Origin of the sequence: Mycobacterium sp. smrl_JER01 (assembly GCF_048513595.2) — a bacterium.
Lineage (GTDB): Bacteria > Actinomycetota > Actinomycetes > Mycobacteriales > Mycobacteriaceae > Mycobacterium.
Genome location: NZ_JBLXXK020000001.1, coordinates 2,661,078 through 2,688,074 on the forward strand (window position 1 = coordinate 2,661,078; position 26,997 = coordinate 2,688,074).

At 69.0% G+C, this 26,997-nt stretch carries 22 protein-coding genes; 18 read left to right on the forward strand and 4 right to left on the reverse strand.

Annotation, left to right across the window (positions count from 1 at the left end; all coding sequences use genetic code 11):
• The 6 genes from pyrF to metK all read left to right on the forward strand — a co-directional run bounded on the left by pyrF (position 1) and on the right by metK (position 5,160).
• Positions 1 to 816, forward strand: a complete 816-nt coding sequence (gene pyrF / locus ACNUDN_RS12635) for an orotidine-5'-phosphate decarboxylase (protein WP_419125135.1) — start codon at positions 1 to 3, stop codon at positions 814 to 816.
• A 423-nt stretch (positions 817 to 1,239) separates the two neighbouring features.
• Positions 1,240 to 1,557 (forward strand): integration host factor, actinobacterial type, encoded by a 318-nt coding sequence (gene mihF / locus ACNUDN_RS12640; protein WP_003932123.1) that lies wholly within the window; start codon positions 1,240 to 1,242, stop codon positions 1,555 to 1,557.
• A 10-nt stretch (positions 1,558 to 1,567) separates the two neighbouring features.
• Positions 1,568 to 2,179: a guanylate kinase gene (gene gmk / locus ACNUDN_RS12645; RefSeq protein WP_419122264.1), complete on the forward strand. Its 612-nt coding sequence runs from the start codon at positions 1,568 to 1,570 to the stop codon at positions 2,177 to 2,179.
• Positions 2,180 to 2,234: 55 nt separating this feature from the next.
• Complete coding sequence (rpoZ, locus tag ACNUDN_RS12650) at positions 2,235 to 2,540, forward strand: DNA-directed RNA polymerase subunit omega (protein WP_419122265.1); 306 nt, start codon at positions 2,235 to 2,237, stop codon at positions 2,538 to 2,540.
• A 12-nt stretch (positions 2,541 to 2,552) separates the two neighbouring features.
• Entirely contained in the window at positions 2,553 to 3,803 is a 1,251-nt protein-coding gene (coaBC, locus tag ACNUDN_RS12655) for a bifunctional phosphopantothenoylcysteine decarboxylase/phosphopantothenate--cysteine ligase CoaBC (RefSeq protein WP_419122266.1), read from the forward strand.
• A gap of 148 nt (positions 3,804 to 3,951) precedes the next feature.
• Positions 3,952 to 5,160, forward strand: a complete 1,209-nt coding sequence (gene metK, locus ACNUDN_RS12660; protein ID WP_419122267.1) for a methionine adenosyltransferase — start codon at positions 3,952 to 3,954, stop codon at positions 5,158 to 5,160.
• A gap of 26 nt (positions 5,161 to 5,186) precedes the next feature.
• On the opposite strand, the gene ACNUDN_RS12665 is transcribed toward metK, so the two are convergent.
• The gene (locus tag ACNUDN_RS12665) at positions 5,187 to 6,683 is read right to left on the reverse strand and encodes a flavin-containing monooxygenase (RefSeq protein WP_419122268.1); all 1,497 of its coding nucleotides are present in this window, start codon (positions 6,681 to 6,683) and stop codon (positions 5,187 to 5,189) included.
• Positions 6,684 to 6,743: 60 nt separating this feature from the next.
• Positions 6,744 to 7,661, reverse strand: coding sequence for an alpha/beta hydrolase (locus tag ACNUDN_RS12670; RefSeq protein ID WP_419122269.1), 918 nt, complete (start codon positions 7,659 to 7,661; stop codon positions 6,744 to 6,746).
• Between the two features lie 135 nt (positions 7,662 to 7,796).
• On the opposite strand from ACNUDN_RS12670, the gene ACNUDN_RS12675 reads away from it, so the two are divergent.
• Positions 7,797 to 8,663 (forward strand): sugar phosphate isomerase/epimerase family protein, encoded by an 867-nt coding sequence (locus tag ACNUDN_RS12675; RefSeq protein ID WP_419122270.1) that lies wholly within the window; start codon positions 7,797 to 7,799, stop codon positions 8,661 to 8,663.
• Positions 8,660 to 9,655: an endonuclease/exonuclease/phosphatase family protein gene (locus tag ACNUDN_RS12680; RefSeq protein WP_419122271.1), complete on the forward strand. Its 996-nt coding sequence runs from the start codon at positions 8,660 to 8,662 to the stop codon at positions 9,653 to 9,655. Before ACNUDN_RS12675 ends, ACNUDN_RS12680 begins: the two co-directional genes overlap by 4 nt.
• On the opposite strand, the gene ACNUDN_RS12685 is transcribed toward ACNUDN_RS12680, so the two are convergent.
• Positions 9,607 to 13,443 carry a lipopolysaccharide biosynthesis protein gene (locus ACNUDN_RS12685; protein ID WP_419122272.1) on the reverse strand — a complete coding sequence of 1,279 codons (3,837 nt, stop codon included), beginning with the start codon at positions 13,441 to 13,443 and terminating at the stop codon, positions 9,607 to 9,609. The genes ACNUDN_RS12680 and ACNUDN_RS12685 overlap by 49 nt on opposite strands.
• A 310-nt stretch (positions 13,444 to 13,753) precedes the next feature.
• Between ACNUDN_RS12685 and ACNUDN_RS12690 the strand changes: the two genes are divergently transcribed.
• Genes ACNUDN_RS12690 through ACNUDN_RS12715 form a run of 6 tightly spaced genes read left to right on the forward strand, consistent with a single transcriptional unit; the run spans position 13,754 to position 20,630 of the window.
• Positions 13,754 to 14,584: a glycosyltransferase family 2 protein gene (locus ACNUDN_RS12690; protein ID WP_419122273.1), complete on the forward strand. Its 831-nt coding sequence runs from the start codon at positions 13,754 to 13,756 to the stop codon at positions 14,582 to 14,584.
• Complete coding sequence (locus ACNUDN_RS12695; RefSeq protein ID WP_419122274.1) at positions 14,581 to 15,651, forward strand: glycosyltransferase family 2 protein; 1,071 nt, start codon at positions 14,581 to 14,583, stop codon at positions 15,649 to 15,651. Before ACNUDN_RS12690 ends, ACNUDN_RS12695 begins: the two co-directional genes overlap by 4 nt.
• Entirely contained in the window at positions 15,648 to 16,313 is a 666-nt protein-coding gene (locus tag ACNUDN_RS12700) for a hypothetical protein (protein WP_431959965.1), read from the forward strand. The genes ACNUDN_RS12695 and ACNUDN_RS12700 overlap by 4 nt, the downstream gene beginning before the upstream one ends.
• Positions 16,313 to 17,113 carry a glycoside hydrolase family 16 protein gene (locus tag ACNUDN_RS12705; RefSeq protein WP_419125136.1) on the forward strand — a complete coding sequence of 267 codons (801 nt, stop codon included), beginning with the start codon at positions 16,313 to 16,315 and terminating at the stop codon, positions 17,111 to 17,113. The genes ACNUDN_RS12700 and ACNUDN_RS12705 overlap by 1 nt, the downstream gene beginning before the upstream one ends.
• The gene (locus tag ACNUDN_RS12710) at positions 17,110 to 18,387 is read left to right on the forward strand and encodes a glycosyltransferase family 2 protein (protein WP_419122276.1); all 1,278 of its coding nucleotides are present in this window, start codon (positions 17,110 to 17,112) and stop codon (positions 18,385 to 18,387) included. The genes ACNUDN_RS12705 and ACNUDN_RS12710 overlap by 4 nt, the downstream gene beginning before the upstream one ends.
• On the forward strand, positions 18,384 to 20,630 hold the full coding sequence (locus tag ACNUDN_RS12715) for a hypothetical protein (RefSeq protein ID WP_419122277.1): 2,247 nt from the start codon (positions 18,384 to 18,386) through the stop codon (positions 20,628 to 20,630). The genes ACNUDN_RS12710 and ACNUDN_RS12715 overlap by 4 nt, the downstream gene beginning before the upstream one ends.
• A gap of 3 nt (positions 20,631 to 20,633) precedes the next feature.
• On the opposite strand, the gene ACNUDN_RS12720 is transcribed toward ACNUDN_RS12715, so the two are convergent.
• Positions 20,634 to 21,881: a hypothetical protein gene (locus ACNUDN_RS12720; protein ID WP_419122278.1), complete on the reverse strand. Its 1,248-nt coding sequence runs from the start codon at positions 21,879 to 21,881 to the stop codon at positions 20,634 to 20,636.
• Between the two features lie 25 nt (positions 21,882 to 21,906).
• On the opposite strand from ACNUDN_RS12720, the gene ACNUDN_RS12725 reads away from it, so the two are divergent.
• Genes ACNUDN_RS12725 through ACNUDN_RS12740 form a run of 4 tightly spaced genes read left to right on the forward strand, consistent with a single transcriptional unit; the run spans position 21,907 to position 26,997 of the window.
• A complete protein-coding gene (locus tag ACNUDN_RS12725) occupies positions 21,907 to 22,635 on the forward strand; it encodes a lysoplasmalogenase (protein ID WP_419122279.1) in 729 nt (242 codons plus the stop codon).
• Between the two features lie 50 nt (positions 22,636 to 22,685).
• Positions 22,686 to 24,632, forward strand: coding sequence for a primosomal protein N' (locus ACNUDN_RS12730; RefSeq protein WP_431961128.1), 1,947 nt, complete (start codon positions 22,686 to 22,688; stop codon positions 24,630 to 24,632).
• A 5-nt stretch (positions 24,633 to 24,637) separates the two neighbouring features.
• Positions 24,638 to 26,467: a DUF2207 domain-containing protein gene (locus tag ACNUDN_RS12735; protein WP_431959968.1), complete on the forward strand. Its 1,830-nt coding sequence runs from the start codon at positions 24,638 to 24,640 to the stop codon at positions 26,465 to 26,467.
• Positions 26,461 to 26,997, forward strand: a complete 537-nt coding sequence (locus ACNUDN_RS12740) for a LemA family protein (RefSeq protein ID WP_419122280.1) — start codon at positions 26,461 to 26,463, stop codon at positions 26,995 to 26,997. Before ACNUDN_RS12735 ends, ACNUDN_RS12740 begins: the two co-directional genes overlap by 7 nt.

Below are 26,997 nucleotides of genomic sequence, written 5' to 3' on the forward strand. Positions count from 1 at the left end.
GTGGGCGGGTTCGGGGACCGCCTGGCTGACGCCATGGCGCGGCGCGGCCCGCTGTGCCTGGGCATCGATCCACATCCGGAGCTGCTGCGCGCGTGGGGTCTGAGCAACGACGCGGCCGGCCTCGCCGGCTTCAGCGACATCTGCGTCACGGCGTTCGAGGGTTTCGCGGTGGTCAAGCCGCAGGTGGCGTTCTTCGAGGCGTACGGATCGGCGGGCTTCGCGGTGCTGGAGAACACCATCGCCGCGCTGCGCGCCGAGGGGGTGCTCGTGCTTGCCGACGCCAAACGGGGCGACATCGGTTCGACCATGGCGGCCTACGCGGCCGCATGGGCCGGCGAGTCGCCGTTGGCGGCTGATGCGGTGACGGCGTCTCCATACCTGGGGTTCGGCTCGCTGCAGCCGCTACTGGAGGTCGCACGCCGGCACGATCGCGGTGTCTTCGTGCTGGCGGCCACGTCCAATCCCGAGGGCGCGGGGGTGCAGCGTGCCGACGCGGGTGGGCGCACCGTCGCCCAGTCGATCGTCGACGCGGCCGCCGAGGCCAACCGCGCCGGGGGATCCGGCTCGGTCGGTGTCGTGGTGGGTGCGACGCTGACCCAACCACCCGATGTCAGCGCCCTCGACGGTCCGGTGCTGGTGCCGGGGGTGGGCGCCCAGGGTGGTCGTCCGGAGGCGCTGGCGGGCCTGGGGGGCGCCGTTCCGGGGCAGCTGCTGCCCGCGGTGTCGCGGGAAGTGCTGCGCGCCGGGCCGGAGGTGCCGGCGCTGCGGGCGGCGGCCGCGCGACTGCGCGATGCGGTCGCCCACCTCGGTCGATAGCGCGGCCGGCGCCGGCTCGCGGAGTGGGTCACCCGATCGTTCGTTTCCCGGATCGGACCGCGTCGCGACACGCCCGGCACGCGATGACCAGGGAAAATTCTCAGGTCGTCGCACCGTGACGTGCACCGCGCTCTGCGTCCGCGGGACCGACATTCCGCTGGCAAACGCACATCCATCGTCGATACCCCCGATATGCAGGCGGTTTGCCGCTCAGCGCGCGCGCCCGGAGTGATGGAGCGACCGGCGCGGACCCGCACACCGGCGCCCCCCAGCCCGCTACACGCTGGGCTTTTGACGCGACACCCCGGGGGGTGGGGTTAGCTTTCGTCAGCCTGCGTGGGTACGGTCGTCCACGCTGGTTGGTTGTGGTTCCGCCACGACCGGCCGAGACAAATCAGTTGATGGTGAGAGACGGAGGATCCCGTGGCCCTTCCCCAGTTGACCGACGAACAGCGCGCGGCAGCGTTGGAGAAGGCTGCTGCCGCTCGTCGAGCGCGAGCCGAGCTCAAAGATCGGCTCAAGCGCGGCGGCACCAACCTCAAGCAGGTGCTCAAGGACGCCGAGACCGACGAGGTCTTGGGCAAGATGAAGGTCTCTGCGCTGCTGGAAGCGTTGCCGAAGGTGGGCAAGGTCAAGGCGCAGGAAATCATGACCGAACTCGAGATCGCCCCGACGCGCCGGTTGCGCGGCCTGGGGGATCGTCAGCGCAAGGCCCTGCTGGAAAAGTTCGACTTCTCGTAAAGGGAGGTCAGTGAGCGAAGGCGGAGGGCCGGACAACACGTCCAGGGGAGCGATCCTGGTGTTGTCCGGCCCGTCTGCCGTCGGGAAGTCCACCGTCGTGCGGTGCCTGCGCGAGCGCATCCCGGACCTGTACTTCAGCGTCTCGGTGACCACCCGGGCCCCGCGTCCGGGCGAGGTTGACGGAGTGGACTACACGTTCGTGACGGCGGAGCGGTTTCAGCAGCTCATCGATGCCGGTGCACTGCTGGAGTGGGCGGAGATCCACGGCGGCCTACACCGGTCGGGGACCCCGGCGGCACCGGTGCGGGCGGCCGCGGCGGCCGGCCACCCGGTCCTCATCGAGGTCGATCTGGCCGGTGCGCGGGCGGTCAAGCAGGCGATGCCCGAAGCCACCACCGTGTTCCTGGCGCCGCCCAGCTGGGAGGCTTTGGAGAGCCGTCTGGTCGGCCGCGGCACCGAGACACCGGACGTGCGGGCCCGCCGGTTGCAGACCGCCAGAACCGAGCTGGCGGCGCAGGGCGACTTCGACGAGGTCGTCGTCAACGGTCAATTGGAATCCGCCTGCTCGGAATTGGTATCCTTGCTGGTGGCCCACCCGCCGGTACGGCACGACCAGGCCTGATCGCCGCCTGGGTCCATCAGACGCTTCATCTTCGAAACCGCAGGAGAATCTCTACGTGAGCACCCCGCACGCCGACACGCGGCTGGACACCGATCCGTCCGCCGCCAGTGCCTATGACACGCCGCTGGGCATCACCAATCCCCCCATCGACGAGTTGCTGGACCGGGCGTCGAGCAAGTACGCGCTGGTGATCTACGCCGCCAAGCGTGCGCGCCAGATCAACGACTACTACAACCAGCTCGGCGACGGCATCCTCGAATACGTCGGGCCGCTCGTGGAACCCGGCCTCCAGGAGAAGCCGCTGTCGATCGCGATGCGCGAGATCCACGGCGATCTTCTCGAACACACCGAGGGCGAGTAGCCAGGCGCCGCGGTGACGGGCCGCAAGCGGATCATCGTCGGTGTCGCGGGCGGCATCGCCGCCTACAAGGCGGCCACGGTGGTCCGTCAGCTGACCGAAGCCGGGCACTCCGTCCGTGTCGTCCCCACCGAGTCGGCGCTGCGGTTCGTCGGAGCCGCGACATTCGAGGCGCTGTCGGGTAACCCGGTACACACCGGGGTGTTCGACGATGTCCACGAAGTGCCGCACGTCCGCATCGGCCAAGCCGCCGACCTGGTCGTCGTCGCCCCCGCGACCGCCGATCTGCTCGCCCGGGCCACCGTCGGACGTGCCGACGATCTGCTGACCGCGACCCTGCTGACCGCGCGATGTCCCGTGCTGTACGCCCCGGCAATGCACACCGAGATGTGGTTGCACCCCGCCACCGTCGAGAACGTGGCCACCCTGCGCCGCCGCGGCGCGGTGGTGATGGAACCCGCGTCCGGACGGCTCACCGGGGCCGACACCGGCCCCGGCCGGCTGCCCGAGGCCGAAGAGATCAGCACGCTGGCTCAGCTGCTGTTGGTGCGCGGTGATGCGCTGCCCTATGACTTGGCCGGCGTCAAGGTCGTCGTCACCGCCGGTGGCACCCGCGAACCGATCGACCCGGTGCGCTTCATCGGCAACCGCAGTTCCGGCAAGCAGGGTTATGCGATGGCTCGGGTGCTGGCCCAGCGCGGCGCGGAGGTGACCCTGATTGCGGGTAACACCGCCGGGCTCATCGATCCGGCCGGCGTGCACATGGCCCATGTGGGGTCGGCCGCCCAGTTGCGGGACGCGGTGTCCAAACACGCGCCCGAGGCGAACGTATTGGTGATGGCCGCGGCGGTGGCCGATTTCCGACCGGCGCACCCGGCGGTCAACAAGATCAAGAAGGGGCCCGCCGGCGAGGGTGAGCCGACCATCGAGTTGATCCGCAATGACGACGTCCTCGCCGGGGCGGTCCGCGCCCGCCGCGAGGGCCAGCTGCCGAACATGCAGGCCATCGTCGGTTTCGCCGCCGAGACCGGCGACGCGAACGGTGATGTGCTGTTTCACGCGCGGGCCAAGCTCAAGCGCAAGGGCTGCGATTTGCTGGTCGTGAACGCGGTGGGCGAGAACCGGGCGTTCGAGGTCGACCACAACGACGGATGGCTGTTGTCGGCCGACGGAGCCGAGTCGGCACTGGAGCACGGGTCGAAGACGGTGATCGCGAGCCGTATTGTGGACGCGATCGCGTCCTTCCTGCGCTCCGGCGGCGGGTAGGCCCGACTGACGACCGCCTTGTGCGCATAAGGGTTGCGCACAGCGGGGGGACACGCTTGGGTGCTAGGGGCGCCCGCAGCGGTGTGACCGCGCAGGATAAGTTGACTGACTAACTACCTCAGGTTCGCTTGAGTGGAAGGAATCGGACGTGAGTGAAGCTCGGCTGTTTACCAGTGAGTCGGTGACCGAAGGGCACCCCGACAAGATCTGCGACGCCATCAGCGACTCGGTGCTCGACGCGTTGCTCGCCGACGATCCCAAGTCCCGCGTCGCAGTCGAGACACTGGTGACGACCGGCCAGGTGCATGTCGTCGGTGAGGTCACCACGACCGCCAAGTCCGCCTTCGCCGATATCACCAACACCGTCCGGGAGCGCATCCTGGAGATCGGCTACGACCACTCCGACAAGGGCTTCGACGGGTTGACCTGTGGCGTCAACATCGGCATCGGCGCTCAGTCGCCCGATATCGCCCAGGGCGTCGACACCGCGCACGAGACGCGCGTCGAGGGTGCCGGCGACCCACTGGACGCCCAGGGCGCCGGCGATCAGGGCCTGATGTTCGGCTACGCCATCGCCGACACCCCTGAGCTGATGCCGCTCCCGATCGCACTGGCCCACCGGCTCTCCCGCAAGCTCACCGAAGTGCGCAAGAACGGCACCCTCGATTACCTGCGTCCCGACGGCAAGACCCAGGTCACCGTGCAGTACGACGGGACCACTCCGGTGCGCCTGGACACCGTGGTGCTGTCCACCCAGCACGCCGACGGGATCGACCTCGACGACCGGCTGACCCCCGACATCACCACGCACGTCATCGAGACCGTGCTCGCCGAACTCGGCCACGAGACCCTCGACACCTCCGCGCCGCGCATCCTGGTCAACCCGACCGGCAAGTTCGTGCTCGGCGGACCGATGGGCGACGCCGGGCTGACCGGCCGCAAGATCATCGTCGACACCTACGGCGGATGGGCCCGGCACGGCGGCGGTGCATTCTCCGGCAAGGATCCGTCCAAGGTCGACCGCTCGGCCGCGTACGCGATGCGCTGGGTGGCCAAGAACGTGGTCGCCGCGGGCCTGGCCGAGCGGGTCGAGGTCCAGGTGGCGTACGCGATCGGCAAAGCCGCGCCGGTGGGCCTGTTTGTCGAGACGTTCGGGTCCGAGACCGTCGACCCGGTGAAGATCGAGAAGGCGATCGGCGAGGTGTTCGACCTGCGCCCCGGCGCCATCATCCGTGACCTCGATCTGCTGCGTCCGATCTACGCGCCGACGGCGGCATACGGCCACTTCGGCCGTACCGACGTCGATCTGCCGTGGGAGCAGTTGAACAAGGTCGACGATCTCAAGTCGGCGGTCTGAAGCAGCGGCTGGTCGGGTGAGGACCGCTAGGCGACGAACTGGTAGTCCTCGATCGGGAACCGGCGGCTGCGCCAGTACGCCTCCAGCGTGCTGGCCGGCCGCAGCGGCACATCGCCGTGCTGATCGAAGTAGTAGCTGTTGGCCAGCCGGCAGCTGTGCTGCCAGAAGATCTGGCGATGCCGCTTGCGCATCATCTCGGCGAAGTAGCGGTCGTTGGCCTCTTGGCGCACTTCGATCCGGCGGGCGCCGCGTCGCCGGGCCGCATCCAGGCAGCGCACGATGTGCCGGGTCTGTGCCTCGATGAGAGCGAAATAGGACGACCCGACGTAACCGTACGGGCCGAACACGGTGAAGAAGTTGGGGAAGCCGGGCACGCTGACACCCTCGTAGGCCTGCAGCCGATGCTCGTCCCAGAATCGGGCCAGCGAGCGGCCGCCCGGGCCGGTGACCGGGAACGTCGGCGCCGAATCGCTGTCGGCATCGGTCGCGAACACCTTGAAACCGGTCGCCAGGATCAGCACGTCAACCTCGTGCAGGACGCCGTCGGCAGTCGCCACCCCCGATCCGGTGATCGTGGCGATGGGTTCGGTCACCAGGTCGACGTTGTCGCGGTTGAAGGTCGACAGATAGGTGTTGTGAAAGCCGGGACGTTTACAGCCGACCGCGTAGCGCGGGGTGAGTTTGTCGCGGGTCACCGGGTCGGCGACCTGTTTGCGAAGATACGACCGGCCGATGGCGTCCATCCGTTTGGCCATCGGATTCACGGTGAAGTACTGGGCGGCCAGCGGGAACGTCAGCTCCACGTACGCCTGACTGATCGCCCGCTGCAGCGTCTTACCGAACGGCAGGCGCATCAGCGTCCTCGCCGTGCGTGACAGCGGTACGTCGAACTTCGGGAAGCACCAGATCGGCGTGCGCTGAAAGACGCTCAGCCGCTGCACCATCGGCGCGATCTCGGGGATGACCTGGACCGCCGACGCGCCGGTGCCGATGACCGCCACGCGCTTACCGCGCAGATCCTGGCCGTGGTCCCATCGCGCGGTGTGGATGGTGACCCCGGCGAACGAGTCGACCCCCGGGATGTCGGGCCGGTTCGGGACCGTCAGCACTCCGCTGGCGTTGACGAGAAACCGGGCGGTCACCGACGCCGGCCCGTCCGCGGTGTGCAGGGTCACCCGCCAAACATCTTGTGTTTCATCGAAATCAGCGCCCAGGACGGTGGTGGCGAACCGTATCCGGGAGCGCAGACCGTACTTGTCGACGCAGTGTGCGGCATAGGCCTTCAGTTCGTGTCCCGGTGCGTAGGACCGCGACCACGCGGTGCTCTGTTCGAACGAGAACTGGTAGGAGAAAGACGGGATGTCCACCGCGATACCCGGATAGGTGTTCCAGTACCACGTTCCGCCCGGTTCCTCGCCTGCCTCGACGATGAGGTAGTCCGGCATGGCGTGGCGGTCCAGCGCAACCGCCGCGCCGATCCCGGAGAATCCCGCTCCGACGATCACGGTTTCGAAGTCAGGCATGAGTACCTCCCCGGACGACGATAACGCCGCAGCGGCGGCCGCAGACCCGCTTCGGGCGGTTCAGGACAGCGCCGACCGCAGCGCGGCCAACCCGCGGGCGGCGGCGTCGGTCGCCGCGGGCACGATGCCGGCGTACCCGAGATACCCGTGGACCAGCGTCTCCGCGTGGTGCAGCTGGACTGCCACCCCGGCTGCGTCGAGCAGCGCGGCGTACCGGACGCCGTCGTCGCGCAGCGGGTCGTGGCCGGCGACGGCGATGTAGGTCGCAGGGAGGCCGGTGAGCTCGCCGCGCGCGGGGACCAGCGTGACCGGCGGCACCGACAGGTCGGTGTCGCCGACATACCACCGGGTGAACCCCTTACATGCCGCGAGGTCGAGGATCGGGGCGTCGGCGTTCTCGGTGAAGGACGGCAGTGAGGTGTCGAAGGTCGTCGACGGGTACCACAGCAGCTGGAACCGCAACCCGATGCCTGCGTCGCGGGCGCACTGGGCCACCACCGCGGCGAGGTTCCCGCCCGCAGAGTCGCCGGCCACCGCGATCCGGTCCGCATCAGCGCCGAATCCGGCGGCGTTCTCGGCGACCCATCGGGTGGCGGCCCAGACGTCGTCGACCGCTGCCGGGTAGGGGTGTTCGGGGGCGAGCCGGTAGTCGACCGACACGACGACGGCGCCCGCACCGGCGGCGTGCAGACGTGCCTGGCCGTCGTAGCTGTCCAGGTCGCCCACCGTCCAGCCGCCGCCGTGGATGAAGACGACCACCGGCAGGGTGGTCGCATCGGACGGGGGATGGTAGATGCGCACCGGGATCGAGCCGCCCGGACCGTCGATGGTGCGGTCCTGCGCGGACACCTCAGGATGTAGCGGGCTGCGTGGAAGCGCCGCGAATCTGCGGCGGGCCGGCTGTGGACCACCGTCGGTCGAGAGTTGAAAGGGAACGGCTTCGAGCACCTTGCGCAGCACGGGATCCACGTCGGCCATGGCTCACACCGTACGCACCCGTACGGGTGTGGACGGAGGTAGCCAACCGTGGGACCGGGTTTTCGCCGAGAATGAAGCAGACCCCCGGGGAAGAAAGGCAATACACGTGAGGTTCGTGACGTCGGTGAGCTGCTCGTGAGGTGGACGCCGGGCCGCCGGAGGCGGCAGGCCGGGCTTTCACGGCCCATCTGTCTGGCCCCGCTGACCGTGCTGGAGCTGGGCCCCGCCGAGCTCGTGACATGCGCCGCCGAGGCGGGTTTCGACGGAGTCGGACTGCGGCTGATCCGGGCTACCGAGCAGGAACCGCTACGAGCGACCATTGGGGTGACTCCGCTGATCCGCGAAACCCGACAGCGCCTCGACGATGCCGGGCTGTTCGTCCTCGACATCGAGGTGCTCCGGTTGCGTCCCGACACCCGGGTGCGCGAACACTTCGGCGCGTTTCTGGAGACCGGAGCCTATCTCGGGGCCACGCAGATCCTGGTCACCGGAAACGATCCCGACCACGGCCGAGCTGCCGACAATCTGGCCGAATTATGCATCTTGGCAGACGAATTCGGAATGACGCCGAATCTGGAGCCGATGCCGTGGACGGATGTCCGCGACCTCGCTGAGGCGGTGCGGATCATTAAGCGGTGTGACGGCGGCGGTGCGGGCCTGCTCGTCGATGCGATCCACTACGACCGCGGGCAGGCCACCCCGGAGGACCTGCGGGCGATACCCGGTGACTGGATCCGTTATGTGCAGATCTGCGGCGCGGCGCTGCCGCGGCCGCATTCGATCGACGAACTGCGGTATCAGGGTCGGCACGCTCGACTGTTCCCCGGCGAGGGGTGCATCGACGTGGTGTCGCTGCTGCAGACGCTGCCTGCCGTCCCGGTCAGCGTCGAGGCGCCGGTTCAGTGGAACGCGCCTGCGGGGGTCCGGGCCCGTGCCGCGTTGCGGACAGCACGCTCGGTCGTGGCACTCGCCGATGCGGGTGGCCCGGCTCTGTCGGCGTGACGGGCGCTCCGATTCCCGTACTGCGCAGGTTCATCGCGCTCGCGGCGATCGGGTCTGCGCTGTGCGCAGCGGCCGGTGTGACGGCGCACTTCCTCGGTCCGGTGAGCACCACGGTCACACTGTTCGCGTCGTTCACACCGCTTTTCGTACTGTTGGCCGCGGTCTCGGCGATCGTCCTGGTGGCGGTGCGGTTTCGGCTCGCCGCCGCAGTCGCGCTGCTGATCGTGGCGGTCGGTGCTGCCGCTCAGATGCCGATCTTTGTCGGGGCGCCCACGGCGGCATCGGCGGGAGCCCTGACGATCAGGCTGCTACAGGCCAACATCCGTCTCGGACAGGCCGATCCGCAGTCCCTGGTGGATACGGTGCGCGCCGACAAGGTGGACCTGCTCACCGTGGCCGAACTCACCCCGGACGCCGTCGATCGGCTTGCCGCAGCGGGGATGACGCAATCGCTGCCTTTTGCCTACCTGCGCCCGCGCGAGGGCGGTGGGGGCGAAGGCATCTATTCTCGATACCCCCTCGGCGACACCGCGGAACTGCCCGGACTGCGGCACGCCAACCTGCGTGCCGTGGTCGCGGTACCCGGCGCCGGGCCGATCGCGGTCTATGCGCTGCACCCGCTACCGCCCTACCCCGAACCTGCGTGGCGGTGGGCGTTGGAGCTCGATCGCATCGGGGCATACCTGGCGGCCGAGCAGCGACCGCTGCTGGTCGGCGCCGACTTCAATTCGACCTACGACCACGAGCGGTACCGGAACCTGCTGCGCGAAGGCGGCAGGGACGGCGCGGCTCTCATCGATGCGGCGGTTCAGCTGGGAAAGGGCATCGTCGCAACGTATCCCGCCGATCGATGGTTCCCGGCAGTTCTGGCCATCGACAAGATTCTCAGTCGCGGCCCGGTTCCGTTGTCGCTGAGCCGGGTGGACCTGCCCGGCTCCGACCACTATGGCGTGCTCGCCGAGCTGGAGTTGAGCTCGGCCGGTCGGCGCTGACCGCGGGCCGCGGCGATCATGGCCGCGATCCGGGTGATGTGCGGCTCACGCACCACCGAATCATGGTCGCAGTGCACCCGCTGCACTGTGAGCTCACCGGTGAGCAGCCGGACCCATACCCGATCGTCATCGAGATTGAAGGTGCTCAGCACCAACAGGGTTCGGCCCGAATAGGGCTGCGGCCGGTGCAGGCGACCCACCCGGACGCCCACCTCCCGCAGCGCGTTCACCTTCTGCTCGATGGTGCCGTCGACGATTCCGGCCAGCGGCAGCCAGAGCCGGTGCCGCCAGAGCACGGACCGGTTCGCCGGGGATTGGTCGAGCAGGGTGGAGCGCACGCCGGGCAGCCGGCGCCGGGCCGCGCGTACCGTCCGCGGCGGCAGGAACGGGTCGAGCATGGTGACCAGTTCGACGTGGTGGCCCAGGGCCTGCAACCGTGCGGCGACGTCGACGGCGATGAAGGCACCCAGAGAGTGGCCGACGAGCGTGTACGGACCCGATGGCGCAAGCGTGAGCAGGTCGTCGAGGTGGCGGCGGGCGGCGCGTCCCACCGTCCAGTCCGGGAAGGCGCGGTTTTCCAGCCCCTGCGCCTGGAAAGCCACCACCGCTGTGCCTCGGTCCACCCGGTCGGCCAGCGGCGCGAAGGTCAGAGCCGAGGCCCCGGCGCCGGCGAAGCAGAACAGGATCTCGCGGGTGTCACCGGCGGGCGGACGCAGCAGCACCGTCGTCGGCGCCAATCGTGCCTCGCCGCTGACCGTCAGACCGGCTCGGCGGGTGGCGACCAGCGCCGCGAGCTGGGCGACGGTCGGAGCGCCGGCAAAGTCAGACGGGGCCAGCGCCACCCCGAATCGTTGCCCGACAGCGGCGATCACCTGCTGGACGTTGAGTGAGTCGCCGCCGAGGGCATAGAAATTCTCGTCCCGGCCCACCTCTTCGACCCGGAGCGCACCGGCCCAGGCTGAGGCGATGTCGGTCTCCAGACCGGGTGCGGGTGCGTGGATGGGTCCGCGCACGGGGGTCGGCAGGGCCCGCCGGTCGACTTTCCCTCGTTCGTTGCGGGGCAGTGTCTCCAGCATCACCACGTGGGTGGGGACCATCCAGGCGGGCAGTCGGGTGTGCAGCTGCGCACGGACGTCGGCCACTGCGGGGCTGCGGACGCCGGGAGCCGGCGCGACGTAGGCGGTCAGGACCGGTGCCTCGGCCGAGGTGTCGGCCAGGACCAGGGCTTCCCGGATCCCCGAGCACTCCAGGAGTGCGGCCTCGACCTCCGCGGGTTCGACGAGGTATCCACGGATCTTGACCGCAGCGTCCATGCGTCCGAGGATGACCAGTATCTCGGAGTCGTCGACCCGAGCGCGGTCGTTGGTGTGAAACGTTGCGCTGCCGTCCGGATTCTCGGTGAACGTGGTGGAGGCTCCGTCGGGATCGAGGTACCCGGCGGCCAGATAGTGCGAGGTCACGCTCAGCCGTCCGTCGGAGTCGACGGTGAGGTCCTTATGCGGCACGGCCACCCCCGCGGGAATCACGCCCACGGGAATGGGGTCGGTCGGCCAGATGTCGAAGTGAGCGATGCCAAGGGTCTCCGAGGAGCCGGCCCAGTTGGTCAGCACGGCCTGCGGCGCCAGTGCGCGTGCACGCCGGATCACATTGCTGTACAACGGTTCACCGGTGGTGACGATGCGCTCCACCCGGTCCAGGGTGCGTCCACCCGCGGCGTCGGTGAGCGACTGCAGGAACGACGGTGTGCACATCACGATGTCCGCATCGCCGAGCCGGTCGATTGCCTGCTCGGGCGAACAGGTGCGCGGGTCGATCACAAGTACTTCGGCGCCCGAAAGCAGCGCTCCGATGAGGACATTGAGTCCGGCGGCGAAACTGACCGGCATGCACAGCGCGACCCGGGTGTCCTCCACGATTCCGAACCGGTCCCGATGCAGGATCCAGTCGCTCAACCAGGTCCCGTTGACGTGCAGCACGGCCTTGGGTTCACCCGAGGAGCCCGAGGTGAACTGGATGCTGGTCACCGTCTGCAGATCCAGCTGCGGCAGTGCACCGGCCGGCGCCGGCGGTGCCGGGACATCATCGACGTCCCAGACCGGAACCCGCAGGCGCGCTTGCCCGCTCAGCACCGGTCCGGCGTCTGTGATGACCGCGTCCAGACGGCGGCCCCGCTGTTCGAGCGCAGTGCAGATGTGTGCCATCCGGTCCATGGGCAGGCCGGTGTCCAGCGGCACCAGGGGAGCTCCGGAGGCGAAGCTGCCCAGGATCACCGGCGCGGTGCGGGGACAGAGATCTCCCACCAGCGCCACCGCGGCCTGCGGGTCGGGGCGAACGCGCAATCGCGCGGTCCAGCGCGCGGACGCATTCTGCAACTCGCCGTAGCTGATCGATCCGCGTTCGGTGCGCAGCGCGACCCGACTCGGCCTGGCGGCGGCAACTTCGGCGAATCGTTGGCTGACCGAACGGTATTCGACAGGGGCCGACACCGAGAGATCGGGCCGCGGGATCTTCGGTCGGCCCGAATCAAGGGCGTGGCCCCGCGGGGTGGCGGCGACCTTGCGTAGCAGCAGGACGGTGGGTACCACCACGATGAGGGAGTTGATCAATTCGGCGGCCAGATAGGTGTACCCGACCGCCTCGATGCCCCAGCGGCCGGTGGTCAGCGTGACCCCGACGACCACCAGGACACCCAGCAGCATCTGCGCGGCGACGGCCAGACGCAGCCGGCGTTGCAGACGGGCCAGCGCGGTGTACACGGTCATCAGCGCCACCGAGGGCAGGGTCAGCGCCATGATCCGGATCAGGCCGGTGCCGTGCTCGGCGTAGTGGGGGCCCAGGATACCGAGTATCCACGGCGCGCTGACCAGTAACGCCACGCACCCCGTCGCGGCCGCCGCACCGCACAGCAGCACGAAACGTATTGTGCAGGAACGAAGGTCAGCGCCCGGAGTGGATGCGGTGGCGATGAACGGGGCCGCGGTCGCGCCGACGAGCACACCCAGCGTGTTGACCACCAGCCAGCACATCGAGAAGTAGGCGTTCATCTCGGTGCCGAGCTGCGCGACGACGATCAGGGGAACCAGTAGTGGCACGGTCACCCCGACGGCGTTGATGGCGTACGAACTGGCGAAGAACCCGAACAGCTCCCGGCGGGGTGGCAACTCCGCGGCACCGCCGCGCCGGGCGGTTTCGCGGCGGATCACCACGAACGCGATGATCGCCGTGATCACCGCCGCGGGCAGCACCCACGACCACACGATCGCCGCACCGGTGGCCACCGGGATCAGCGCCGCGACCACGATCAGTTTCGCCGTCGACTGCCCGATGTTCTTGGTCGCGATCATCCGGGCGCGGCTCAGGCCGATCAGTATCTGGTCCTGCAGCGCGTAGATGGCCAGCACCGCCACGAACGCCGGGAACAGCACGGCCTCAGGCCAATTCGGGAAGAGCACCGCTCGCGGACCCACCACGACGAACACCGTTCCGAAGAGCAGTGCCGTGCAGGCGACAAAGGTGATTCCCCGCCTTACCACCCGCTGGGTGTGTCCACCGGCCAGCGGGAGAAAGCGTTCGTAGAGGCTGCCCAGGCTGAAGTTGGCAAGGATGGCGATCAGCGTCGCCGAGGAGATGATCGCCGAGGCCCGCCCGACCTCGGCGGCGTCGTAGCCGCGGGCGGCCACTGTCCAGAACACGAAACCAAGTACGCCGGTGGCCGCACTCGACGTCATCACCGCAGCGATGTCGATGCCGAGACCAGGGGATTCGGTACGGCCAGTGGTCGGCTTCACAATGTTCCTAGCGCGAGAGGTTCGACGTGTCCGGCCCGCCGGGAGACAGAGGCCGAGGAAGATCCGGTGGCGGTGGTGCGCGCCGCGTTGACGGCGCGCCCGGATGACGATACTAAAGACCGGTAAGTTTGCTTAGGCTACCCAAAGTTGTGATGCTGGTCATAGTGGGCGGGGGAGCGCCCCAACGCTCGTTTTCATTCACTAAGGTAATTCTCAGTTACGGACATTCACCTCGCCCGCTGTCGGCTACCGGACCCGTAGTTCAGCCGCGAGAATTGATTTGCGAAAGCAACACAAGGAGTTTCAAGAATTGACCGAGATCGTTCCTGAGTCCGGCGTGCGCATCTCGGCACCTGTCAGCAAATTCTTGTGCCCGATCGAGACTCCACCCTCGTCTGGGGCGGTCCAACCCACCGTCACCGTCGTCCTGCCGACTCGCAACGAGGCGCGCAACCTCCCCTACGTCGCGAGACGCATGCCTGCGGTCGACGAGATCGTGGTCGTCGACGGCGGATCGTCGGACGGGACAACCGACGTGGCTCGCCGGTTGTGGCCGGACGCCACGATCATCGAGCAGACCCGCGCCGGCAAGGGAAACGCCCTGGCATGCGGGTTCCTGGCTGCTACCGGAGACATCATCGTCATGATCGACGGAGACGGTTCGACCGACCCTGCCGAGATCCCGCTGTTCGTCGAGGCGCTCGTCGGTGGAGCCGACCTCGCCAAGGGGAGCCGGTTCTCCCGTGGAGGGGGAAGTGACGACATCACCCATATCCGCAGGGTCGGCAACAAAGCCCTCAACTGGTTGGTCAACCGAGTGTTCGGCACCGAGTTCAGCGACCTGTGCTACGGCTACAACGCGTTCTGGCGTCGCAACCTCAACTGCCTGGAACTTCCGCCCACCGACATGCCCGAGCCGCAGTGGGGTGACGGCTTCGAGATCGAAACCGTGATCAACGTCCGGGCGGCACGCAGTGGCTGGCTGATCCACGAAGTGGGCAGCTTCGAGGGCAGGCGCCTCTACGGACGCAGCAATCTCAACGCGGTGACCGACGGACTTCGGGTCCTGCGCACCATCAACCGGGAGCGCCGCGAACTTCGCGCGGCGCGGGGCACGGCGGTCGCCGGCTGGTCGCGGTGAGTGCCCAGCCCCTGGCGTCGGAACTTCGCAGTTCGTCGGCGATTTCGCTCAGCGTGGTGATCTGTTGCTATTCCGCCGCCCGCCGTGCGCTACTGGACAGCGCCGTGGCCGCCGTGCTGGCCCAACTCGGGTCCGCAGATGAGCTCATCGTGGTCGTCGACGGGCATGTCGACAGTGATGCCGAGGGCTGTGTCGAGGGGCGCGCCGAGGGGGACGCCATGTACCGTGCTCTGGCCGCGGCATACACCGACCGGATGCAGTTGGTGAGAAACCGCTTCCGCCCTGGCCTCTCCGGTGCCAGGAACACCGGTCTGCAGCTGGCCACGCGGGAGATCATGGTCTTCCTCGACGACGATGCCGAGCTGGCACTTGGCGCCCTCGATGATGTGCGCGCAGCATTCACCGACCCGACGCTGACCGCGCTCGGCGGTGCGGTTCATCCGTCGTGGCCGTCGGGCCGTCCGCCGGTGTGGTTTCCCCCGGAATTCGGTTGGGTCGTCGGCTGTGACTACCGGGGACTGCCCCCTGACGGTGCAACTATCCGCAACCCGATCGGTGCGGCCATGGCGGTACGGCGGGCCGAACTTGCCGCCGTCGACGGGTTCAGCGATCGGCTCGGTCGGGTCGGCTCGCTGCCCGCGGGGTGTGAGGAGACGATGATGGGGATCCAGCTCGCCCGCCGAGATCCGCGGGCGCGCATCGTCCGCCGCACTCGATTCGCAGTGGCGCACACAGTGTCCGTAGACCGGATCACGGTGTCCTACTTTGTGCGGCGCTGCTTTCACGAGGGCCGCAGCAAGGCGGTGCTGAGCCGGCTCTGTGGTCGGGCAGCCGCGCTGGAAAGTGAGCGCACCTACGCCACCCGGACACTGCCAACCGGGGCGTGGCGAGCCCGCAGGCACCCGACCCGCGTGCTGGCCCTGATCGTCGGCCTGATGGTCACCGCGGCCGGATATCTCGCGGGTGCGTTTACGTATTTCGCTGGTGCGACGCCGCATCTCGCTGGTGCGTTAACGTATTTCGCTGGTGCGATGGAACATTTCCGGTCGAGGTCGGGCACACCATGACCAGGATCTCCGGATGGTTGACCGATGCGCGGGTCACGGCGTGGATGTCGTTGCTCCCGTTGGTGTTTTTCGCCACCGAGTGGGTGGTGGCCGCCACATGGCGAGGTCACTACGGGTATCGCGACGATCAACTGGGACCCCTGGGCATCGCGTTCTGCGGTCCGGCGGGGGACTGGCCGTGCAGTGAGCTCTACCGCGCCGTCAACGTCGGTCTGGTCGCAGCCGGACTCGCGGTTGCGTTCGTCGCGGCGAGCCTGCTCGCGCAACGGGTGGCGGGCCGAGGCCCGGCGACCCTGCTGCTGGTCGCGGGGCTGGGGCTGGCAACTTCCGGGGTGGTCACCCACCGGGTCGACTACTCGTGGAACCTCACCGCCATCGTCATCTTCATGACCCTCGGATCGGTCAGCGTCGTGTTCATCGCGTTGGAGACGCCGGCGAAGATGACGCTCGAGCGGCGCGGTCTCGCAGGCCTCTCAGGTGCCGTCAGCCTGGTCGGCTACGTCACCTACATGGGCGGGCATACCGTGTTCGGTTCCGGCGGTTCCCAGCGGATGGCGATCTACGGAATTCTCATCGGCGTCATCGCCCTCGGCACCGACGGATTCCGTTCGCGCACCGATCCGGACACCGGAATACCCGTTCCGGTCGGGGAGATGCGGTGATGCTGCGTGTCGTCGCACTGGCCTGCGTGATCGCGCTGGCGGGATGTTCGATGCCGGCGACCCTCGGGCACGCCGATCCGAGCGGCCCCCGCATCGTGTTCGCCGACGAGTTCGACGGGCCGGCCGGCGCCCGGCCGTCGTCGCAGTGGCGGCTGCAGACCGGCGGCGGTGGCTGGGGAAACAACGAGATGCAAACGTACACCGACAGCCCGGCCAACGTCGGCCTGGACGGTGCGGGCCATCTCGCGATCACCGCCCGCGGAGACTCGCTGGACCGGATCACCTCGGCCCGCATCACCACCCAGGCAAGCGTGGAGTTCACCACGGGTCGCGCGGAGGCGCGGATCATGCTGCCCGCGGGCGCGGGGCTGCATCCGGCCTTCTGGTTGCTCGGCGCCGACATCGACACCGTGGGATGGCCGGCTGCCGGTGAGATCGACGTCATCGAAACCCTCAATACGGCAGCTGAATTCCACACCGGCGTGCACCTCCCGCGCGCCGGCAGTCCGCGCGGCCAGCAGATCTCGGCGTCGGGACCGGTCCCGTTCCCACTGGCCGGCCAGTTCCGCACGTACTGGGTGGAGCGCAGCCCGGGACGCATCGTCACCGGTGTGGAGCAGACCACACTGTTCGTCGTCACTCCCGCGGACCTGGCACCGGAAAGTCGTTGGGTGTTCGACGCCCCGTTCTTCCTGTTGCTCAATCTCGCGGTAGGTGGAGATTGGCCGGGCCCCCCGGACGCCTCGACACCGAACCCCTCGACAATGCTGGTCGACTGGGTACGGGTGATCGCGCCATGACCCCGGTGGTCGATCCGGCGATGCCGACGCTGGGTCCGCCCACCTGGCCGCGTGCGCGCTGGGTCGGCATGATCGACGTCGAGGACTGGCGTCCCGACGGTGACGGCATGATCGAGTTCGTCGCCGGCGGCGCCGCCGGTTACCGCACGGCCCGCGTCCTTGTGCGGAATCGGTATGAGCCGGTCGGTTTCGTCGAGGTGCCGATCCACGGTGACCGGGTGCGCCTGAAAGTCCCGCCGGGCTCGGGTGACGATCAGCCAGCGACCGGCACCGCACTGCCGGTGGTGTCGGTGGTGCTCTGCACCAGGGACCGACCGGAGCAACTCGCCGATGCCCTGCAATCGGTTCTGGCCCTCGACTATCCGGACTTCGAGGTCGTGGTGGTCGACAATGCGCCGCGCACCGAGGAGACCGCCGAGTTGGTGCGGGGCGCGGGCGAGCAGCGGTTGCGATACGTGCGCGAACCGGTGCCCGGGCTGTCGGCCGCCCGGAACACCGGTCTGCGCGCGGCCCGCCATCAGCTGGTCGCCTACACCGACGACGACGTCGTCGTCGATGCTCGGTGGTTACGGGGTTTGGCGCGGGGATTCGAGCGCGCACCGCGGGTCTCCTGCGTATCCGGTCTGGTGCCCAGCGGCGAACTGCGCACCGCCGCGCAGGCGTACTTCGACCAGCGGGTCGCATGGGCTGCGTCTGTGCAGCCCCGGCTTTTCAGCATGGATCGGCCTCCCGCGGACCAGCCGTTGTTTCCATTCCAGGTCGGACGGTTCGGCACCGGCGCGAACTTCGCGGTGCGCCGGGACCGTCTGCTGGAACTGGGCGGTTTCGACGAAGCGCTCGGGGCGGGCACAGCGGCGCAGGGGGGAGAGGACCTCGACCTGTTCTTCCGGGTGCTCACCGCCGGTGATGCGCTCGCCACCGAGCCGGCGGCGATCGTGTGGCACCGGCACCGCAGCGACAACGAGGCGTTGCTCAAGCAGGCGCGCGGCTACGGACTAGGACTGGGAGCGTGGCTGACGAAGGTGGGCCTCGACGCGGGTCACCGCCGACTGGCCGCACAGGTGATCCGGCGCCGCTTCAGATCGTCCCTGCGGGCGGGCGCCGACTACGGCGCCATCATGACCTCACCCGGCCGGATGCCCGCAGGAATCGGTGATCAGGTGCCATCTTCGGTGGGGCGCACCGAAGTCCTGGCCGTGCTGGGCGGGCCGCGGGCGCTCTGGCAGGGACGGCGCCGACAGGTACGCGATTCCGCGACGGTCGGCCGCCGATGACGGCCACTCTCGAGCCCCGCATCGATCCGAGACCGCAACCGCCCGACGTACGGTTTGCGCCGAGGCGCATTCCGGTGATGCCGGTGCGGATGGCGGATCTGGCGGCTGTCGGTGCCGCGGCGGGCGCACTCGCGTTGACGGGCGTGCCCAGTGCCCTGCGTGCGGTCGCGCTGGTGGTGTTCATCGCCCTCGGACCGGGCGCAGCGGTGCTGACCTGGGTGCAGATTCCGGGGCGCGCAAAGCTTTCCACAGTTCCAGTGCTCGGGATGGCGATCACCACGCTGGTGGCGATCTCGGCGATGTGGTCCTATCGCTGGGATCCGCCGGGCATTCTGTGGGTGCAGGTGCTGTTGGTCGCGGGTAGCAGCGCCTATTGGTACCACCGGCACCGTACCTGTGTGCTGGACGCGGTCCGCCGATGGCGTCTGCGCGCGGTAGCGCCCGACCGCAGCATAGCCAGAAACCGCAGCGCAGCCAGAAACCGCAGCGTAGCCACAAACCGCAGCGCAGCCAGAAACTTTGTGCGGCGACATCTCTCGCTGATGTTGAGCGGGCTGGCGCTGGCCGTCTGGATTTCCGCGGTACCGGGCCTACCCGGTGTCGATGCCGGCTACTACGGATTGTTGTTCTCGGGCACCGGGCCCCTGCTGGCGGTCTGCATCGTGTTGTGCACCTGGGCGATGCTGATCGCCGTCTCAGACCGGCAGTTGGTGCCGGCCGTGGTGGCAGTGGCCGCGGCGATCGTGGTGTCCAGGGTCACCACTGTGGTGGCGACTGAAGTTCCGCTCTATGACTGGACCTACAAGCATCTCGCCGTTGTCGACTACATCATCGTCAACGGGCGGATCGCCCCGGACGGTACCGACATCTACGCGCAGTGGACCGCATTCTTCACCACCTGGGCGTGGTTCTGTGAGGTCACCGGGATCGCCCCGATGACCGTCGCGCACGTGTTCGCCCCGGCGATGCACATCCTGGTGGCGCTGACCGTCTACTGCGCGGCCCGCGTCCTGGGCCGGTCCCGGCGCACCGCGCTGACCGCCGTGTTCATCGCCGAGATCGTGAACTGGGTGGGCCAGGACTACTTCTCACCGCAGGCATGGTCGGTGGTGCTGGCGTTCGGCATGTTGGTTCTGCTGCTGGCATCGGCACGCAGCCGGCCCTGCGGTGTCCTCGCGATCGTGGTGTTCGCCGCCTCGGTGCCCACCCATCAGCTCACACCGTTCTGGGCGGTCGGTGCGGCCTGCCTGCTCTGCGTTTTCCGCAGAGCCCGTCCATGGTGGGTCGCGGTGGCGATGGTCTCGATCGCCGTCGCCTACCTGCTGCTCAATCTGGAAGCGGTACTTCCGTACGGGCTGCTGTCGGGCGGAAGCCCGCTGGACAACGCCAACAGCAACATCGTGAGTTCTGGATTGCCCGCCAAGGACTTCACCTCGGCGGTGGTCCGCGGTTTGTCGATCGTGGTGGTGCTGAGCGCCGTCGCCGCCGCGATCTGGTTGCGCAGGCGGCGGCGTCCGGTTCTCGCGCTCAGTGTCGTGGCCTTCAGCTCGTTCGGTCTGCTCCTGGGGCAGAGCTACGGCGGCGAGGCCATCTTCCGGGTGTATCTGTACTCGGTGCTCGGCTGCGCGATCCTGATCGCTCCCGCAGTGGTGGGTGCGCTCGACGGTGTCGGTGGGCAGGTGCGGCGCCGGCTGTCCACGTTGGTGGCGGTCGGGGCGATGACCTCGGCGGCGGTGGCGGGGCTGCACGGCTATGTCGCGTTGTGGCCGTTCATCTTCGAGACCCGAGATCAGGTCGAGGTGATGCAGTCGCTGACCTCCGATGCCGACGTCCGCACCCGGTTCGTGATGATGAGGTTGGGTGGGATGCCGTCTCGCCTGAACGCCGACTACGCCGAGTTGACGCTTTTCAACCCGTATTTCGACGAACCGGTGAGCTATGACCTGTGGGACGGTCGAGATCCCAGGTTGGCCGAACTGAAGGCGTCGTTCCCCACCGAGGATGACCTCAAGACGCTCAGCGACGACGTGACCAACGGCGTGTACATGGCCTATGTGATCTTCAGCGAGCAGTCCAACAAGGCGATCCGCTACTACGGCGACTTCCGTCCAGAGGCGGTCGGCATCGTGCAGGACGCGTTGCGGGCCTCGCCGAAGTGGACGGCCGTCTACGAACAGGGCGAGACGGTGGTGTTCCGCAGTGTCAACCCGTACTACGCCCCGGGTAACGACAACGTGGGGTAGCGGTCAGGCGCTGAGCAGTCGGTGCACCTGGTCCGGTACCGAGGTCAGGGCGGCGGCGATCTTCCCCGCGTCGAACACGGTGCTGTGGAACTCGGCGGTCAGCCACAACCCGCCTTCGACCGTGGCCGAGGTGACCGTGACTCCGCACGGACCGGCCGGATCACTGGCGACCAGGATCCGGGCCTCGGTGGGGTCGCTGAACGACCACGGCTGACGTGGCACCGAGCCGATGTGCGAATGCAGCAGGCGCAACCGCGGCTCACCGGGCATCCTCGATTCCGCGTGCCGACCCGAACGCAGACCGGCGCGGGTCTTGGCCGAACCGACCACCAGATTGGCGACCGGTCGTGCCATCCGGGCGGCGGCGGTCATCTCGGCCTGCAGCCCGCGCGGGCCGGTGTCGGGATCGAGGGTGAAATCCAGGCCGGCGGAGAACGACGCGAGGGTTCCGCTCCCGGTCGGCAGAAAGCGGCGGACGTCGAAAGGTGCGGTGACTTTCGGGTCGACGTCGAACCCGGCCGCGGAGAAGGCGGCAGCCAGGGCGCAGGTGTAGATCGCGAACATGTTGACCCCCGGCAGTGCGCAATCCCGCTGTCGCCGCAGCGTTTCTGCCGTCGCCGCGGAGATGTGGGCGACCCTGGTTGCCGGCGCCGGGACGAATGCGGGGCGGCCTGCAGGTCGGGGTGAGTCGGGTGCGGCCGCGTTGCGCCGGTGCTGCCGCCACAGCGGGATGAGGCGTTGCGGGCGCAGACCGATCGCGTGGAGCGCCGCGGTGGCCAGCGGCGACACCCTCTGTCGGTACGGGACCCACACCGCGTCGTCGCTGGGATCCACGCCACCGCACAGCACGGCGACCACCATGTCGAGCAGCGGCACCTCGCCGAGTCCGTGGCTGAAATCGATGGCGAGGTAGTCGCCGGCGGCCAGGATGCGGATGCCCTCTCCCGGGCATTCCCGCAGCGTGGCGAGCAGGTCGACAGGATCTGAGACCGGGCTGCGGGTGGTCGTGGACACCGCGTGTCGCAGCGACGCGGGCGAGTAGCGCCATCGGGTGGCGGCGGTGGACGGGACCAGGCCGATCCGGGCCTGAGGGCCCGCTTCGGCCATGGCGAGCAGGCGCGCGACGAGTGCGTCGGGCGTCGGGAGAGCCACCGGACCGAGGACCACTGCCGACCGTCGATGGCTGTGCTGCACATCGAGTGCCGCGACGCGGACGCTGTCGGTCCGCTCGCGGCGGCGGGTTCTGCCCATCGCCCGCAATAGTAGGTTCTCGGACATGGCGTGGACGCGAGGACCGGCGTGGTCCCCAGGACAGGCGTGGTGGACGGCCGCCGCCGTCGTGGCGGCCGGCTACGGCCTGTTCCTGATCGGCACCGCCGTTCGCTTACCCGCGGGCGCCGAGCTCACCGGTCAGTTCGGGCTTCAGCCGGCGGTGAAGGCGCTGGCCGCGGTGCTGCTCGCCGGCGCGGCGCTGACCCACCGCATCGACCGGGAGCGGCGCTGGCTGGTGGCGGCTCTGCTGTTCTCGGCCACCGGGGACTTCCTGCTGGCGATGCCGTGGTGGGAACCGTCGTTCGTACTCGGGCTGGCCGCGTTTCTGCTCGCCCACCTGTGTTTTCTGGCCGCGTTGTTGCCGCTGGCGGTCAGAACCCCGGGCCGGTCGGCCGCGGCGGCGGCCGTGCTGGTGGCCTGTGTCGGGCTGCTGATCTGGTTCTGGCCGCGGCTGCTCGAACAGGGCATGGCGGTGCCGGTCACGCTTTACATCGCAGTCCTCGGTGCGATGGTGTGCGCCGCGCTGCTGGCCGACCTGCCGACCCCGTGGACCGCGCTGGGTGCGGTGAGCTTCGCGGTGTCGGACGCGATGATCGGGGTGGACAGGTTCGTGCTGGGCTCGGAGGCGCTCGCGGTGCCGATCTGGTGGTTCTACGCCACGTCGTTGCTGTTGCTCACCGCGGGCCTGCTGTTCGGCCGGACGTCTGTGCCGTCTGCTACACCTGCGGCGTGACTACCACCCGGCACGCCGCCGAACACGAGCCTGTCGCGCGGGTGCTGCCGATGCTCACGGTGCCACACCTGGACCGCGAGTTCGATTACCTGGTGTCGGCCGAACAGTCCGACGACGCCCAGCCCGGGGTTCGGGTGCGGGTGCGCTTCCACGGCCGGCTCGTGGACGCCTTTGTGCTCGAACGCCGTTCGGACACCGATCACGTCGGCAAGCTGGGCTGGTTGGAGAAGGTGGTGTCGGCCGAGCGAGTGCTCACCCACGACGTGCGCCGGCTGGTCGACGCGGTGGCGGCCCGGTACGCCGGTACCCGCGCGGATGTGCTACGGCTGGCGGTGCCGCCCCGACATGCCAACGCCGAGAAGCGAACCCGTGATCCGTGCGTACCGCAGCCGGTCAATGCCGTGCAGGCCACCGGGTGGCAGGCCTACAGCGGGGGTGCGCAGTTCGTCGCGGCGTTGCGTGACGCCCGTGCTGCCCGGGCGGTGTGGCAGGCGCTGCCGGGTGAGTCCTGGCCCCGCCGGCTGGCCGAGGCGGCGGCCGTCACGGTCGGTTCCGGGCGCGGGGTGCTCGCCGTGGTCCCCGATCAGCGCGACGTCGACCGACTCTCCGCCGCGGCGGCCGAACATGTGGACGCGGCCAGCGTGGTGGCGTTGTCGGCCGGACTGGGCCCGGCCGAACGGTACCGGCGCTGGCTGTCGGTACTGCGGGGCGATGCGCGCGTGGTGATCGGAACGCGCAGTGCGGTCTTCGCGCCGGTGTCGGATCTGGGCCTGGTCGTGCTCTGGGATGACGGGGACGATTCGCTGGCTGAACCGCGGGCCCCATACCCACACGCCCGCGAGGTCGCCATGCTGCGCGCACACCAGTTGCGCTGCGCGGCGATGATCGGGGGATTCACCCGTACCGCCGAGGCGCAGGCGCTGGTCGACAGCGGGTGGGCCCACGACCTGACCGCGACCCGGCAGACCGTGCGGGCGCGGGCACCGCGGGTGATCGCGCTCGAGGACAGCGCCTATGCCCACGAACGCGACGCCGCGGCGCGTACCGCGCGGCTGCCGACGGTGGCACTCGACGCGGCACGCAAGGCGCTGGCCGGGGACACACCGGTCCTGGTGCAGGTGCCGCGCCGCGGCTACGTGCCGGCCCTGGCCTGCGCGCGGTGCCGCACCATCGCCCGATGCCGGCACTGCACCGGGCCGCTGTCGCTGCCCGGTCGGGAGGTCCCCGGTGCCGTCTGCCGATGGTGTGGACGGGAGGAGTTGGGCCTGCGCTGCGCCCGGTGTGGATCTGACACGGTGCGGGCCGTCGTCGTGGGCGCACGCCGAACCGCCGAGGAACTCGGCCGGGCATTTCCCGGCGTTCCGGTGGTGACCTCCGGCGGTGACGACGTGGTGGCTGCCGTTCCCGCGCGGGCCGCACTTGTGGTGGCAACCCCTGGTGTCGAGCCGACGCCCGCCGATGGCTACGGAGCCGCACTGCTGCTCGACAGCTGGGCGCTGCTGGGTCGCCAGGATCTGCGCGCCGCCGAGGACACGCTGCGTCGGTGGATGGCAGCGGCCGCCCTGGTCCGCAGCCGCGCCGACGGAGGCGTGGTCGCGGTCGTGGCGGAGTCCTCGATCCCTACCGTGCAGGCGCTGATCCGGTGGGATCCGGTGGGACACGCGCAATCCGAGCTGGCAGGCCGTACCGAGGTCGGACTACCGCCGGCGGTACACATGGCCGCCGTCGACGGTCCGCCACCCGCGGTCGATGCGCTGCTGGCGGCCGCCACATTGCCGGCCGGCGCCGACGTGCTGGGGCCGGTCGAGCTACCGCTGGGCGCCCGGCGGCCCGCCGGGCTGCCGACCGACGTCGCGGTGAGCAGGATGCTGGTCCGTGTTCCCCGCGACAGCGGGCTGGCGCTCGCCGCCGCACTGCGCCGGGCCACGGCAGTGCAGAGCGCCCGTCACGATCAGCAGCCGGTTCGCGTCCAGATCGACCCGTTGCACATAGGGTGATGCGCATGTCCGCCGGTCGGGTCGTCAAAGCGCTGATCCCGTTGATCTTGATCGCCGTCGGGGTGCTCTGGCCGGTGGCGTTCTACGGCGGCTCGGAGGCCACCGAGATCGACGACCCCGTCGTGATCGCGAACTATGACGTGGACATCGTCGTCGACGACGCCGGTCAGATGACCGCGGTCGAGACCCTCACCACGCTGTTTTACAGCACCGACCGGCACGGGATATTCCGGTACTGGGACGTCGTCAACCCCAACGATCCGCATCTACGCCAGCGCCCCGAGATCACTTCGGTGCTGTTGGACGGCCGCCCGGTGCCGTACCAGATGTTGTGGGAAGACGCGGGCAGGTTCCGGGTGGCCAAGATCGGGGATCCGGACCGGTATCTGAGCGACGGCACCCACGTGTTCGAGATCCGCTACACCATCCCGGGCGTGCTGGATCCGGGCGGGACCGGTGCCGACCGCCGGTTCGCCGGTTCGGTCGGAGACCCCGCAGCCCCGACACCGTCGGTCTTCTTCTGGAACGTGATCGCGCCCGCCTGGAACAACCGCATCGATCGCGCCGACATCACCGTCACCCTCCCCGGCGACGTCAGTGCCGCCCAGTGCTCGGTCGGCGCCGGCGTGGGCCGCGCGTGTGACGCATTGACCGTCGAGGGCAACCGGGTGCGTGTGAACGCCGAGTCACTGCCGCCGCGCACACCGGTGACGGTGCGTGCCGGGGTCGACGCACCGACGCCACCCAGAGCGTCCCTGCCATGGTCACAGCGCTGGGATCGGGTGCTGGGCGTGTCGATCGCACAGTTGATCTGGGTCGCCGGCCTGACCGTGTTCGCCGGTGTCGCCGCGCTGTTGTGGTTCCGCACCGTGCTGGAACGATCACCAGGATTTCCGCTGCAGTACGCGCCGCCACCGGGGCTGGGCCCGGTGCAGGCCGAGTACATCCGCACCGAATCGGTCCCCAAGAACGGGCTGACGGCCACCCTGTTCTATCTCGCCGAGCGCGACCTCGTCACGCTGCAGCAGGTCAACGACAAGCAGTGGAACATCAGGGGCATCGCCGAACCGCGGCAGTGGGCCGACGTCGACCCGGTGAGCATCGCGGTGGCGTCCCGACTGAAGGTGCGTCATCGTGGGTCGCAATTCGAGGCCAAGAAGACCGTCAAATCCGGCGAGCGACTCGACAAGGCCAAAACCGACATGACCAAGGCGGTCGAGAAGTGGGCCGTCGATTCGGGTCTGCTGGTCGCACGCAAGAAGGAACTGTGGCTGCGCGCGGCCAACGCGGCGGCGTTCATCCTGATGGTGTGCGGCTTCTTCCGCTGGGGGTTCCCGACCACCGTCTGGGCGCTGCCGTTCGCGGCGTTCTTCCTGTTCTCGGCCGGGTCGTGGCGGGATGGTGTCGGCACCCGGCGCACCGCGGCGGGACGCGAGTTGTGGTCCCGCGTCGGCGGATTCCACCGCATGCTGGCCACCGACTCGGCCGAGACCCGGTTCGACTTCTCGGCACGCAAAGACCGCTACATCGCCTATGTTCCGTTCGCCGTCGCGGCCGGGGTCGCGTCGCAATGGGCCAAGAAGTACGAGGCAGACACGGGTTCGGTTGCACCGCAACCGGATTGGTATGGAAGTTCGTCCACCTCGTCGTCCGGGTGGGGCATCGGCGGGGGTGGCGGAGGTGGTGCGGACTTCGACAGTTTCCAAACGGCGCTGTCGTCCTCGATCGGCGCCTACACCGCATCCCAGTCGTCCTCGTCGTCGGGCGGCAGCAGTAGCAGTAGCGGCGGCGGCGGTGGTGGCGGCGGCGGAGGAGGAGGGGGAGGATCGTGGTGAGGTTCCTGCTGATCGTCGTTCTGGTGCTCGCGGTAGCGGTGCTCATCGTATTCGTATTGGGCTACAACAGAATACGGTCGGCAGAGGTGCGGGTCGCCGAAGCGCTGTCGGGCATCGACGTCGAACTGACCCGGCGGGCGTCGCTGATTCCCAGCCTGGTGCACACCGTGCAGACCTTTGCCTCGCACGAGCGGGGGATCCTCGACCACGTCACCGACGCCAGGGCGGCGCTGACATCGGCGACCGGCGGCGCATCGGTCGCCGAACGCAGCGCCGCGGAGCGCGAACTGGACTCCGCGCTGGCCCCGCTGCTGGCGCTGGGGCAGAGCTATCCGCAGCTGAACTCGTCGAACAACTTCCTGGACCTGCAACGCAACCTCGCCGACACCGAGGACAAGCTGGCGTTCGCGCGGCAGTACTACAACGACGCCGTCGCCACACTGAACCGGCAGCTCACCACGATCCCGTGGATGTTCGTCGCGCCCCTGGCCGGGGTGGCCGAGAAGGAGTACTACCAGGCGCCCCGCTGA

Bases quoted from the DNA above. Each gene is read 5' to 3' on its own strand.
- ACNUDN_RS12665 (WP_419122268.1), bottom strand. From the start codon at position 6,683: ATGCCTGACTTCGAAACCGTGATCGTCGGAGCGGGATTCTCCGGGATC.
- ACNUDN_RS12670 (WP_419122269.1), bottom strand. From the start codon at position 7,661: ATGGCCGACGTGGATCCCGTGCTGCGCAAGGTGCTCGAAGCCGTTCCC.
- ACNUDN_RS12700 (WP_431959965.1), top strand. From the start codon at position 15,648: ATGACCAGGATCTCCGGATGGTTGACCGATGCGCGGGTCACGGCGTGG.
- ACNUDN_RS12705 (WP_419125136.1), top strand. From the start codon at position 16,313: ATGCTGCGTGTCGTCGCACTGGCCTGCGTGATCGCGCTGGCGGGATGT.
- ACNUDN_RS12710 (WP_419122276.1), top strand. From the start codon at position 17,110: ATGACCCCGGTGGTCGATCCGGCGATGCCGACGCTGGGTCCGCCCACC.
- ACNUDN_RS12715 (WP_419122277.1), top strand. From the start codon at position 18,384: ATGACGGCCACTCTCGAGCCCCGCATCGATCCGAGACCGCAACCGCCC.
- ACNUDN_RS12720 (WP_419122278.1), bottom strand. From the start codon at position 21,881: ATGGGCAGAACCCGCCGCCGCGAGCGGACCGACAGCGTCCGCGTCGCG.
- ACNUDN_RS12725 (WP_419122279.1), top strand. From the start codon at position 21,907: ATGGCGTGGACGCGAGGACCGGCGTGGTCCCCAGGACAGGCGTGGTGG.
- ACNUDN_RS12730 (WP_431961128.1), top strand. From the start codon at position 22,686: ATGCTCACGGTGCCACACCTGGACCGCGAGTTCGATTACCTGGTGTCG.
- ACNUDN_RS12735 (WP_431959968.1), top strand. From the start codon at position 24,638: ATGTCCGCCGGTCGGGTCGTCAAAGCGCTGATCCCGTTGATCTTGATC.